The sequence below is a fragment of the Staphylococcus sp. GDH8C109P genome (assembly GCF_017893405.1).
GTDB classification, from domain to species: Bacteria; Bacillota; Bacilli; order Staphylococcales; family Staphylococcaceae; genus Staphylococcus; species Staphylococcus cohnii.
Window position 1 is genome coordinate 140,912 of sequence record NZ_JAESMX010000019.1, and the last position, 12,727, is coordinate 153,638.

Sequence of the window (12,727 nt, forward strand, 5' to 3'; positions counted from 1 at the left end):
CCTCTTTATTTCAATTTTTAAATATATGCCTGATATTTGAACTTAACTGCTTACATCTGCTAGCTAAGTCAAATTGATTTTCTATAATAATACTGTCTCCACTATAACTTACCATATCACCTTTTTCAGGCAAAACGTTATCTAGTAACCTAATCTTATATGTTTTGGCGAATTGTGGGTTGTTTTGATTCATAATTTGAAAATGTATGTGCGGTTCCATTGTATTACCCGAATTTCCTACTCGTGCAATTAATTGCCCACGCCTTATATAATCTCCAACATTTACTTCAAAGGCGTCTGGTTTAAGATGTGCTATCATACTATACTCTTTACTTGTATGTTTAATAATAATGTAATTACCTTCAGGATGTTTCATATTATTTTCACCTGGTGGTGCATCTGGTATTCCATCTACAATGTCTATGACAACGCCATTTGCTGGTGCAATCACACTTTGACCATAACTATAGTAACTTTCACAGCTATTAGGATTGCCCTGATAAGTAAGATGATCCTTCTCAAAAATTAAATCTAATGCATGACTTTGATTTTTGTATGAGTAATGATGGTTTAAAAGTTCATTTTCACCACCAGCGTAAACAAACCAACTGTTTAAAACTGGTATCGTATACCTTAATTTCGTTTCTTTATACTTGTTTGCCAAGTTAATAGGCATAAGAACGAAACCAATAATTTCATGATATTTATTTAAAGTCACACTAATACCAGATGTTTGTTTTACATCCAACCATATGTATTCTTCTTTATAATTGAGTTTTATGTGTTTATATAATATATTTTGATGTCTCATTGTATTATAAGATTTCAATAATCTTTCTAATTCCTGATAGGAAGAAATTTCTTGAAAATAATCACTAAACTGATTATATAACCATTCGCTATCACTTTTTTCTATTTTTTCTAAAATTACTTGTGCATTTATTTCAATCATCATTTACACAACCCATCAATTGTATATAACATTAGTATTATAAAATAAAAAATCGCTCAAAAATTATTATATGAATAATTAATGAACGATTAATCTCGGCTATACATTAGCCTTTAAATAAATGAAATTATTTAGATACAACTTCTTCACCTTTGTATGAACCACAGTTCTTACAAACACGGTGAGATAATTTGTATTCACCACAATTTGGGCATTCTGTCATACCAGGTACTGAAATTTTAAAATGCGTACGACGTTTATTTTTTCTTGTTTTTGACGTTCTTCTTTTTGGTACTGCCATGATATATCCTCCTTATAATCATACATTACTAAATTATTTTCAGACTCAATAATCTATTATACTATAAATTATTTAAATCCGCTATTGCTCTTCGTCATATAATTGTTGTAGTTTTTGAAGCCTAGGATCGATTTGCTCAGTTTCCTCTTCTTCAGCAAGCTCAACCACTTGTTCCTCGTCAATAACTTCCCAACCATTACCTTCACGTAACATCTGATCGCTATTATTTGCAAAAGCACGCATTGGCTTTTCTATAATAACAAGTTCTTCAGCAATATCTTTTAGATTAATCATGCCGTCTGTGGCATCATGATAATGCTCATCTTCCTCGTCATCACTTATATACGCGTTACCTTCTAAATCAAAAATTTCTTGTGATTTTATATCAATAGGAACTTCGACTGGTACTAACGTACGGGCACATGCCATCGTATAGGTCCCAGTTATATGCATATCTGCAATGACTTCATTTGATTTGACAGTTAGTTCACCCTCAACATCAATATCAGATAGATCTATTAAATCTAATGATTTTACTAAATGATCAAAATTCACCGTTTGATGGAACTCAAATGGTTTATCTTGGAATTTTCTTAATTGTGTTATTGACCATTTCATATGGCTTCACCTCTAACAAGCACAAAATTTATTTTAACTTTATAGATAAAAGTTGTCAAGATTTTTTCTTAACACAAATTAATCTGATACAATATCTATAATGAATTCTGAAAGGGAGAATTGCAAATGAAAAGCGTTGCACTAGTCACTGAATATAATCCTTTCCACAATGGTCACTTATACCACGCCCAGACATCAAAGTCAATAACTGATTCTGAAATATCAATAGCCATTATGAGTGGTAATTTTGTTATGAGAGGGCAACCAGCTATATATAATAAATTTATACGCACCCGAATGGCATTGAGTGCTGTCGATTTAGTCATTGAATTACCAGCAGTAGCTGCTTTATCAGCAGGCCAATATTTTGCTGAAACAGCTGTCCAAATCGCAAGTTATGTTGATGCAAATCATCTATCATTTGGTAGCGAATCAGGTGACATCGATTCATTTCACGAATTGCAAAAAGACATTTCTAAAATAGAACAAACATCTGAATTTTCAATGAAACTAAAAGAAGGCAAAAGTTATCCCAGAATATTAAGTGAACTTTTAAACAATCATACGTTATTATCTTCTCCTAATAATACACTAGGTGTTTCTTATATGCGGGCAATTCAAAAGCTAGCACCACATATCGAACCTTGGACAATATCAAGAGAAAGTAGTCATCACCATGATTTCAACATTTCAAACTTAAATTTCGCTAGCGGCACTGCCATTCGCAATGCATTACATACTCAAAACGACCTATGGAAATCGGTTGTTCCCAATTCAATACAACAGCTTTACCAAGAACCACACGCGACTGTAGAAGATACGTTTCCGTATATTAAATATGCTATTTTAAGTCATACAGCCCATTCATTGAAAAATATCTATACGATGAGTGAAGGATTAGAAAATCGTATTTTAGATAAAATCAGATATGCTTCATCATTTGAGCATTTAATATCATTGATTAAAACAAAAAGATATACATATACACATATACAACGTATATTAATGAATATTTTACTAAACTTTCAACACAATCATAAACATAACGACATAAAAGCAGTGCATATCCTTGGTATGTCACCAAAAGGTCAACAATATTTAAAATACTTAAAACAAAAATTTCCAGAACGTCATTTCATTACGCAACTAAATCAACAAAATGCGCATTTATTTGAGCAAGAAATCCATTCAACACACATTTACAATTTGCTTTCTAATCGTACAGAAACAGATTTTAATACACATGTATTACGTATTGAAAATTGAATAATTACTACTCGAAAACATCTAAAATTTCATTTCTAGTATAATCACCCTGAGAATGAATTTATTAAAATTTCTTTCTCAGGCTTTTTTATAGTATGACACTTTAGTATTCGGTTCATTTTTTTGATAGTATTTCAATATATGATTTGCGCAATATTATGTATCATTTACTGTTCGCAATTAGTCGAAACAAAATGATTGATGTCCATATTAAATATCTTGAGTTAACACTTTGAATATAATTCAATTAGCTTTTGTTCATCAACACCATTTGACAAATCAACAAAATATTCGAGTTGCCATTTTTGACTAAACTGTGCAGTTTTGTTTAAATCATTTTCCCAACTTGGATAAACACGAAAAGCCATTTTCCCTTTGTTATTTTCAGAACTAATTATACCCTTATGCATGAGTATTTCTTTTTGAAAAACGAATTGTCCTTTATGTACGCCATCTATAATATTTACAACCAATTTATCTGCTATTTCATCATAAGTAAAAGGTACATTACTCCCTTGATTATTTTTATGCCATAATGCAACAAAGTAGCCGTGTTTCTTCGGTGTTTTTTTAGCTAATCTACTTTTAAAAGTGATGTTATTAAAAATAAAATTGATAGCTTCATAATCTTGATTCCAGGTTTCTATATTTAAATCTTTCAATGAAAATGCTAATTTCGTTTCTTTTAATTTATTAAATAATAGACTCGAGTTAAAATTGATGATTATCACCCTTTTATATTCTATTGTTCATCTTGAAGTGTGCAACGTTTATTTTCTCCCGTTCTGCTCAAAGCATAAAGAACCACTAACCCAACAAGTTGCGAAGTGGTATTAAGGATTACCTGAGCTTTAGCTCATGCATAAGAACCACTAACCCAACAAGTTGGGAAGTGGTTCTTTATCATTTCTTAAACTTTTCATTCAACGCTTTTTCAACATGTTCTGGTACAAAATCTGATACATTAGCCTTATATGCAGCCACTTCTTTCACTACACTCGAACTAATAAAGGAATAATTTGTACTTGTCATCATATACATAGTTTCTACATTACTATTTAACTTTTTGTTCATTGAAGTCAATCTCAATTCATATTCAAAATCACTTACAGCTCTTAATCCTCTAATAATTGTTTGCGCACCAATTTCATCACAAAAATCTACAAGTAATCCATTAAAATGATGTACTGTAACATTATCAAGATGTTTTACAGATGCTTCTATTAATTCAATGCGCTCATCAACTGAAAAAGTCCCCGATTTACTGTTATTTTTTAAAACACAAATATGCAATTCATCGAAACGATCGGCACTCCTATCAATGATGTCAATATGACCATATGTAATTGGATCAAAACTTCCTGGAATCACTGCTTTAGTTGTAGACATTTTAATCTCCTTTTTCTAATAACAAAGTGTCTGTTAATCCATAATGATATCTTTTAATCACTTGAAATGATTTTGTATCAATCTCTTCTTTATGATTGAACTCACAAACGATAATACCATTTTCTTTTAATAAATTAAACTTTATAATTCCGTCCAGCGCTTCATCAATTAATCCTTTATCATAAGGTGGATCTAAAAATATAACATCAAATTGCATTGCTCTTTTTGAAAGTGCTTTAAGGGCTCTATCTGCATTATTTTTATATACTTCCGCTTGGTCAGAGATGTTTAAGTTTTGAAGATTCGCTTTGATGATTTTTATTGCTTTAAAATTTTGATCTACAAAGATTACTTTTTCCATTCCCCGAGATAATGCTTCAATACCTAAAGCACCACTTCCAGCAAATAAATCTAAGCCGATACCTGATACTTCATGTAGGCTGTTAAAAATACCTTCCTTAACTTTGTCCATCGTAGGCCGAGTGTTACGGCCTTCCATACTTTCTAATGGTTTACTTTTATGGATTCCAGAAATCACTCTCATTGAGAAACACTTCCATTCTTTAAGTTATTTTTATATAATACATACTGCATGAAAGGAGGGGCAAAATGAAACAAGCATTTATACAATTGGGCGAAGGCCTTACGGACTTATTTGAATTTACAACACTTATTGAATACAATCATGCAAGAATTGAGCATATCGTTTATTTCCACACCCCTACTTTTGATAAACAATTATCTTCAGTGGCTATTATTATGAAACCTACACATGGTAAACATTTCCAAGCGATGTATATTATGGTAAACGCGGTTAAATATCCATATCCTCATTCAAACAAAAAATTCGATTTAATTAATGAACATGCAACACATTTCAATATTGATGTAAAAGAAATTGATGTGCAACCACCTGAGCATTTTCATTCCAACAGTATTTATTTCAATTATCTCATCAGTGTATTGCGACTTCAAAGATGGATACCACCATTACAATAATCGTAAATAAAACAAAGTCAAGTAGCTATATATAAATCTAATGTGACTTTGCTTGTTAATTAAAAATTTATTTAAATATCATATAATCATGTAATCAAGAAAATTCATGTTGTTCTTTGGGGTATTCCTTTTTAAGGTATTTATAAGGAGAACCTGCAATATGTTTTACATATTTTAAGTTCATAAGTTTATCTACAATTGCGTCCGCTTCTTCTTCATTTATATACATAATAACATAGCGTTGTAGTTTGTTCGTACTGACAATATGTCCAAATTTTCTAATTTGGCGTTCGTGTTTCATATGTTTTAAATATATAACTAAACTTGTTCTAGATACAATATTCATACAATTATCACTCCATTTATTAGCCACTTTATAATATCATGTCTAATTCGATTAATAAATAACAATTATTTTGAACAATAGCTAACATTTGCTATATTACTGTATATACTCAAATCAAGGAGGATTTGCGCATGACAACAATTAACAAATTAATAAAAGGTGCATTTCTAGGTACCGTTGGTTTAGTAGGTAGCGTTATTTTCTTTTCTAAATATAAAGCTAAACCTATGAATCAAGAAATCCCGCCCTTTTTCTCTAAGCCTGCACCGTATATCTTTGCACACCGTGGTGGCATGGCAGTGAAACCTGAACTGACAAAACTCGCATTTGACAATGCTTTATCACATCACATTGATGGATTCGAAATTGATGTGAGATTGACTAAAGATCAACAATTAGTGGTTTTTCATGATGCAGACGTTGATCGTACGACAAATGGCTCAGGAAAAGTAGCAACACATACTTTAACAGAATTAAAGCAATTAGACGCAGGTTACCATTTCACTGATTTAAATGGGGCAACACCTTATCGTAATCACACTGACGCTAAAATACTAACTTTTGATGAATTATTAAAATTATATCCTAACACACTTATAAATGTTGATCTTAAAGATGATTCACAAAGTGATCAAGGTAAATTAGCACCTAAAATCATTTATGATATCATTGTTAAAAACCACGCGCAAAATCGCGTTTTAGTTACTAGTTTTCAAAGTGATCAAGTTGAAAGATTCAAAAAAGAAAGCAACTACACAATAGCTATTGGAGCAAGTCAAAGCGAAGTGGCAGAAGGCTTCTTAAAATTCAAATCAGGTTTAGGCAATACATTTAAACCACAAGCACATACATTTCAAATGCCAGTGACTTTTAAAGGTATTAAATTGACTTCACCTAAATTTATACAGTGGTTAAATGAACGTAATATCGTCCCTGGCTTTTATGGTATTAATAATCTAGATTTAATGAATGATTTAACCAAAAACGGGGTGCATACTATAGTCACTGATAGACCTGATTTAGCAGAACGTTTTAAAAACACTTATCAAAATAAATAGTTATATAAAAGCTGGGTCACAACAAGTGCCCAGCTTTTATATTAATTAACATTACAGACCTGATTTGCTATAAGGAGCAGCTACAAGAACCACCCGTTGCACAACCACTAGCATCTTTTTGGAAAAATGGATTACCTGTTTCAATCTTTACATTTTCAGACACAGCATAAGCTATTTTCACTATAACTTCGTCTATTAAATCTTGTAATGCAACCTCTTTTTGTTTGTAATCCATAACTACTGGTAGCATTTCATAAGCACGTTTTCGTTTGCGTGTTTCTAACATCACTTTTTGATAATCTGGATGATATTTTCCAAATCTCATTATTTCATCATATTGCGCTTTTGATTTTAAAAAAGCTTGATAGAGCAAATGCGCTTCATCATTTTCTTGTAAATTTTGTTCTGCTATTTTAAATGAATGATATAATCGTGAATCAAGTATTTTATCACTTAAATCCTCAATATCATCAAGAATGTTCAAAGTTTCTTCTGTTATCATTATAACCTCTCCTACTTATCTTCAATGAAAATAATTGTATAATAACCGTTTGACACTTCGCCGCCGACTTCATTGTATTTAGAATTTAACATTCTTGATCTATGAATATCAGAGTTTAACCAACTATGGATTAAAGTTGGTACTTCGTTAAAATCATATCCTACATTTTGACTAGTAGAAACAAAAGAAATATTTTGTTCATTAAGCTTTTGTTTTAAGGCATCTTCTGTAAATTCTACACTATCAGTATCAATTGCTTCGTACAAATTATACGATGCAATATGAGCTACGTCATTATTGATTTTTAAAGGCTTAGCATCTTTTAATTTACGCATCTCATTAGTTATTTCATAAAGTGTCATCAATTGATTTGCATTTTGTTCATATGGTATTTTTTTATAATTATTTTTCACTTTTTTATCTTCTTGCGCAGTAATCATTTGATAGGGTTTAAATGCTATTAATGCTTCACTATCTAAATATCTTACACCTACGATTTCGTTAGCTTGTTGATCAATATAAACTTGTGCATAAACATTATTGAATTTTATTAGTGTCTGTGTTTTCATATCTGAATCTGAAAGTTCTATTTCATACGCTTTTCCATTAGCTTTAATCGTTGGCTCTGGATTGATACTGTACTTTTCAAAAACATGTGCCGCATTATCACCAATTTCTACTGGATTAACGTTAGCATTTTTACCAGTGGCATAAACTGATTTAATTTTATTTTTTTTCGTTGTGACAAGATAATACTGATCTTTTTGTTTATATACGTAGTTTTTAAAACCACCTTTATATGAATAGACTCTATCTGCTTGACCATAATTATCAGTTAAATTATGTAAATCTTGTCCAATCCAAGTACCCACACCTTTTTTTAGTTTAGGATTTTCAACATTTGTTTTTTTGTTTTGAAAATCTTTGTTTTGTGTTGTTTTTGAAGTTTCTTTATTAGGATTTTCTAAAACATCAAATTTCAAACGCGGTGAGTAAAATAGATAAATTATAAAACAAATCAATAATAATACACCAATAACTTTAATTATTAGTTTCTTCATCGCTCATCCACCTACATTATTCTTTGGTTCATTGTACATGTTTATAACAGATACAAGCAAGGCATGTCCTCAAATTTGTTAATTTGTAATAAACCCTTTACATTTTCACCATAGATTATATTTGCATGACGTAATATACAATAGAATTTTGGGTATAAAATAAATGAAGGGGTGACAAATATGTCAATCATTCGTATACATGGTGCGAAACAAAATAATTTAAAAGATATTTCTTTAGATATACCAAAACATAAAATTTCTGTATTCACGGGTCGTTCTGGTTCAGGTAAGTCATCATTAGTCTTCAATACAATTGCTGCCGAATCGGAACGTTTACTTAACGAAACATATTCTACATATATACAAAATCAATTAAAACAATTTAGTAAAGCAAATGTAGATTTAATAGAACATTTACCCGTAGCTATGATTATCAATCAAAAAAGGTTAGGTGGTAATTCGCGTTCTACAGTAGGTACAATCTCCGATATTTATGCTTCAGTGCGTTTATTATGGTCCCGTATCGGAACACCATTTGTAGGATATTCTGATATTTTTTCTTTTAATAATCCAAACGGTATGTGCGAAACATGCTCTGGTCTTGGATACGTAGAAGATATTAATTTGGAAGAACTGTTAGATTTTGAAAAATCTTTAAATGAAGACGCAATCCGTTTTCCCTCTTTTAGACCGGATAGTTGGCGTGGTAAACGTTATTTATATTCTGGATTGTTTGATAATGACAAGAAATTGAAACATTATGATAAAAAAGAATTGGATACTCTGTTATACACAAAACCTACTAAATTGAAAAGCCCTCCAGCAAACTGGCCAAAAACTGCAAAATTCGAAGGACTTATTCATCGATTTAGACGCTCTTTTTTATTAAATGACAATTTTGAAAAAAATAAATTCAAACATGATATTGAAAGAGTTGTCACATCAAAAAAATGCCCAACATGTGGTGGTAAAAGATTAAATCAAAATGTATTACAATCCAAAATTAATGGCTTAGATATCGCTGAGTTCACGCATTTATCTATTGATGAAGCAATGACTTTTATTCAAAAATTAGAATCTACCAAAGCACAATTTATAATTAGCCCTTTGCTAAAGCAATTAGAATCTCTTAGTTATATTGGACTTAATTATCTCACTTTGGATCGTGAAACGAAAACGCTGTCTGGTGGGGAATCTCAACGTATTAAACTTATCAGGCATCTAAATAGCCCTTTAAGTGACTTAGTATATATCATAGATGAACCGAGTATCGGGCTACATCCTGAGGATATTCAAAAAATAAATGAAATCATTCAATCATTAAAAAATAAAGGTAACACAGTTCTGGTAGTAGAACATGACCCGGACGTAATCAAAATTGCAGATCACGTCATAGATTTAGGGCCGTATGCTGGGAAAAATGGTGGTGAAATTATTTTCACTGGTAACTATTCTGATTTATTATCATCAAATTCCAGTACTGGAAAAGCATTAAAGAAAAAACATAAATTGAAATCATCCATAAGGCAAACAGATGCGTTTATTGACTTAAATCATATGACGCAAAACAATTTAAAAGATATTTCAGTTCGTATCCCTAAACATGCAATGACCGTTGTAACTGGTGTAGCTGGTTCTGGCAAGAGCACACTTATACATGGCGGCTTACAAAACAATGAAGACGCTATTATTATCGATCAAAAACCCGTACACGCTTCAAGTCGTTCTCACTTGTTAACATACCTAGATATATTTGATGATGTTCGTACCTATTTCAGTAAAAATACTGGGTTGAAGAAGTCATTATTCAGTTACAACTCTGAAGGTGCCTGTCCTGAGTGTCATGGAAAAGGTGTGCTAAAAACGGAGCTTGCATTTATGCCAGACTTCACCCAAATTTGTAGTGTTTGTGGTGGTAAAAGATATAAGCCTGAAGTTTTAAATGCAACTGTCTCAGGCTATTCTATAGCAGATATATTGAACTTAACAGTGGATGAAGCTTTAGACTTTTTTAATACAAATCAGTCTATTGCACAACCTTTGCAATCACTGAAAGCAACAGGTTTAAATTATATGAATTTAGGACAAACACTTGATACATTATCTGGTGGAGAAATACAACGTGTTAAACTGAGTAAATATTTGACACACATTGTGAGTAATCACATTTTTGTATTTGATGAGCCTACTACTGGCTTACATGAAGATGATATACCAATCATTTTAGCTTGTTTTGATAATTTAATTGACCAAGGTAATACAGTAATTGTCATTGAACATAATTTAACAATGATGACAAATGCAGACTGGATTATTGATATAGGGCCATATGCTGGAAACAAAGGTGGTAAATTACTTTACCAAGGAAATCCAGATGGCCTGTTAGCAAACACTGCTTCTGTTACGGCTAAACACTTAAAAAGATATTTATCTTAAGTTAATTTTTAAAACTTTCATTTAAATCATTTGAGTGAAACGACACGCAAAATTGGAGTTACAAAAATTATAAAAAAGAATCTATCACTTAAACAGATAACTTCTGCAACTTTAAAATAAAAATAACCTGAGACACTGCTGTGTCTCAGGTTATTTTTAGATGTAATGATTATTTTAGCTTAGTCCATCAATATTTTAACTAAGTATATTTATAAAACCGAAAGTTGCTTTCAACAATGATGTTGTTTCTCCACCTGGATATAATACATAGAGTAATACATAAACCATCACTCCTGTGATAGCAGTACAAAACCAAACAATTGATGCAATTGGTCCTACAAATCTATGAAGTTTAAATTTGTCTTTGAAGGCAGTGATGATTTGGAAAAGTCCTAGCAGACCACCGATAGTAGCTAAATTGATATGAAAAACCAAGAAGATTGTATAATAAATCTTAATTGAATCTGGGCCACCAAAAGCAGTATTACCAATAAATATCGTTCTCGAAGCATAAATAATAAAGAAAGTTAGCGCAAATATAGCAGCAAGTAACATAAATTTTTTATGACTTTCGATTTCTCTTTTCCATATTTTACGCCATCCTATTGCAATAAAGATTGCGCTTATCACTATACATGTTGTGCTAATTGTAGGTAAGATTGGTAAATTCATATATTCCATCCTTATTAATATTTATTAGAACATTTTAATTAATGAAACAACAACAACGAGTACGAAGAAAACTACTAAATAGTTTAAAGAGTATATAAACATTTTTGTTGCCCATTTTGTTTGATCTGAATCTTTTTTAAAACTCGTTAAACCTAAATATAACCAGCCTAAATTTAATAATGTAGCTAATATGATAAATGTTGTACCAAGATCACTCAATAAAAATGGTAGTGGTAATAACAATACTAGCCAGATAAACATACTCACTCTCGTGCGTTTGAAACCTTTAACAGAAGGTAACATTGGAATATTTGCCAAACTATATTCATCTTTACGCTTTATTGCCAATGCATAAAAATGTACTGGTTGCCAACAAAATATTACTAAGAAAAGCGCTACAGCAATCATACTAATATTGCCTTCGATAGCTGTCCAACCTATTAACGGTGGCACAGCACCCGGAAAACTCCCAATCACTGTATTCCAAACTGTATGACGTTTAGACCAAATTGAATAAAATGACACATATCCAACAATACCTAACAATCCTATTACACCAGATGGTATATTTAAAGCAAATAATAATGCTTCCCCTACGAGCATCATTCCAAAACTAAGTAATAATAAATTTCTATTTGAAATTTTTCCATTAACTGAAGGTCTTTGCTGTTTACTTGGCATGATACTGTCAATATCTTGATCATAGTAATTATTTAAAGCGCATGCGCCCCCCATAATTAATGTCGAACCTACCAACATCATTAAAATCTGTGGTATTGACGAGAGGAAGGAATGATTTGCCAACACAATTGCAAGCCATGAACCAGCGAATGCTGGAATTAAATTGCCCTGAACTAGTCCCATTTTAATAATTTGTTGTAACTCTTTAAACGTTACACGACTAGAATTATGCGACAAAGTTTGTTCTTTGTTCATAATTTCCCTCCTAATTTTTCCATATAATACAATGATATATCAATTTACTGTGATTGACTACATTTATACAAAGTTATTTGTGACACTTTATCGACATTCACAAATAGTCATTTTTGTGACACAATTAGAAACGTATTTCTTGTTATAATAATAGTTAAGTTTTATTTAAAAATATAAAAGTAAATGTAAAG

Annotated in this window: 15 protein-coding genes; 4 read left to right on the forward strand and 11 right to left on the reverse strand. The window is 31.1% G+C overall.

The annotated features are described in order from the left end of the window. Positions 1 to 10: 10 nt before the first annotated feature. The 3 genes from KA867_RS10290 to KA867_RS10300 all read right to left on the reverse strand — a co-directional run bounded on the left by KA867_RS10290 (position 11) and on the right by KA867_RS10300 (position 1,871). Entirely contained in the window at positions 11 to 955 is a 945-nt protein-coding gene (locus KA867_RS10290) for a M23 family metallopeptidase (protein ID WP_210137938.1), read from the reverse strand. A gap of 124 nt (positions 956 to 1,079) precedes the next feature. Continuing rightward, positions 1,080 to 1,253, reverse strand: a complete 174-nt coding sequence (rpmF, locus tag KA867_RS10295) for a 50S ribosomal protein L32 (protein WP_019469283.1) — start codon at positions 1,251 to 1,253, stop codon at positions 1,080 to 1,082. An 81-nt stretch (positions 1,254 to 1,334) separates the two neighbouring features. Next, positions 1,335 to 1,871 (reverse strand): YceD family protein, encoded by a 537-nt coding sequence (locus KA867_RS10300; protein WP_192946792.1) that lies wholly within the window; start codon positions 1,869 to 1,871, stop codon positions 1,335 to 1,337. A gap of 126 nt (positions 1,872 to 1,997) precedes the next feature. Here KA867_RS10300 and KA867_RS10305 point away from each other — a divergent pair, with 126 nt between their 5' ends. Further along, the gene (locus tag KA867_RS10305; RefSeq protein ID WP_210137939.1) at positions 1,998 to 3,137 is read left to right on the forward strand and encodes a nucleotidyltransferase; all 1,140 of its coding nucleotides are present in this window, start codon (positions 1,998 to 2,000) and stop codon (positions 3,135 to 3,137) included. A gap of 224 nt (positions 3,138 to 3,361) precedes the next feature. On the opposite strand, the gene KA867_RS10310 is transcribed toward KA867_RS10305, so the two are convergent. The 3 genes from KA867_RS10310 to rsmD all read right to left on the reverse strand — a co-directional run bounded on the left by KA867_RS10310 (position 3,362) and on the right by rsmD (position 5,070). Next, positions 3,362 to 3,868, reverse strand: coding sequence for a MepB family protein (locus tag KA867_RS10310; RefSeq protein ID WP_210137940.1), 507 nt, complete (start codon positions 3,866 to 3,868; stop codon positions 3,362 to 3,364). Positions 3,869 to 4,040: 172 nt separating this feature from the next. Continuing rightward, positions 4,041 to 4,526, reverse strand: a complete 486-nt coding sequence (gene coaD, locus KA867_RS10315) for a pantetheine-phosphate adenylyltransferase (RefSeq protein ID WP_210137941.1) — start codon at positions 4,524 to 4,526, stop codon at positions 4,041 to 4,043. Between the two features lies 1 nt (position 4,527). Then, positions 4,528 to 5,070: a 16S rRNA (guanine(966)-N(2))-methyltransferase RsmD gene (rsmD, locus tag KA867_RS10320; RefSeq protein ID WP_210137942.1), complete on the reverse strand. Its 543-nt coding sequence runs from the start codon at positions 5,068 to 5,070 to the stop codon at positions 4,528 to 4,530. Between the two features lie 65 nt (positions 5,071 to 5,135). Between rsmD and KA867_RS10325 the strand changes: the two genes are divergently transcribed. Next, positions 5,136 to 5,525, forward strand: coding sequence for a DUF7147 family protein (locus KA867_RS10325; protein ID WP_210137943.1), 390 nt, complete (start codon positions 5,136 to 5,138; stop codon positions 5,523 to 5,525). Between the two features lie 94 nt (positions 5,526 to 5,619). On the opposite strand, the gene KA867_RS10330 is transcribed toward KA867_RS10325, so the two are convergent. Continuing rightward, complete coding sequence (locus KA867_RS10330) at positions 5,620 to 5,871, reverse strand: YlbG family protein (RefSeq protein ID WP_210137944.1); 252 nt, start codon at positions 5,869 to 5,871, stop codon at positions 5,620 to 5,622. 131 nt (positions 5,872 to 6,002) lie between these two features. Between KA867_RS10330 and KA867_RS10335 the strand changes: the two genes are divergently transcribed. Next, positions 6,003 to 6,929: a glycerophosphodiester phosphodiesterase family protein gene (locus tag KA867_RS10335; RefSeq protein ID WP_210137945.1), complete on the forward strand. Its 927-nt coding sequence runs from the start codon at positions 6,003 to 6,005 to the stop codon at positions 6,927 to 6,929. Between the two features lie 67 nt (positions 6,930 to 6,996). Here the strand turns inward: KA867_RS10335 and KA867_RS10340 are convergent, their stop codons facing one another. Continuing rightward, a complete protein-coding gene (locus KA867_RS10340; RefSeq protein ID WP_210137946.1) occupies positions 6,997 to 7,431 on the reverse strand; it encodes a YlbF/YmcA family competence regulator in 435 nt (144 codons plus the stop codon). 11 nt (positions 7,432 to 7,442) lie between these two features. Beyond that, positions 7,443 to 8,492: a CAP-associated domain-containing protein gene (locus KA867_RS10345; protein WP_210137947.1), complete on the reverse strand. Its 1,050-nt coding sequence runs from the start codon at positions 8,490 to 8,492 to the stop codon at positions 7,443 to 7,445. A gap of 180 nt (positions 8,493 to 8,672) precedes the next feature. Between KA867_RS10345 and KA867_RS10350 the strand changes: the two genes are divergently transcribed. Further along, entirely contained in the window at positions 8,673 to 10,928 is a 2,256-nt protein-coding gene (locus KA867_RS10350) for an ATP-binding cassette domain-containing protein (RefSeq protein ID WP_210137948.1), read from the forward strand. A 195-nt stretch (positions 10,929 to 11,123) separates the two neighbouring features. Here KA867_RS10350 and KA867_RS10355 read toward each other — a convergent pair whose 3' ends face one another. Both KA867_RS10355 and cyoE read right to left on the reverse strand, forming a co-directional pair. Continuing rightward, positions 11,124 to 11,600, reverse strand: a complete 477-nt coding sequence (locus KA867_RS10355) for a DUF420 domain-containing protein (RefSeq protein WP_210137949.1) — start codon at positions 11,598 to 11,600, stop codon at positions 11,124 to 11,126. Between the two features lie 24 nt (positions 11,601 to 11,624). Further along, complete coding sequence (gene cyoE / locus KA867_RS10360; protein ID WP_210137950.1) at positions 11,625 to 12,536, reverse strand: heme o synthase; 912 nt, start codon at positions 12,534 to 12,536, stop codon at positions 11,625 to 11,627. Positions 12,537 to 12,727 lie beyond the last annotated feature (191 nt).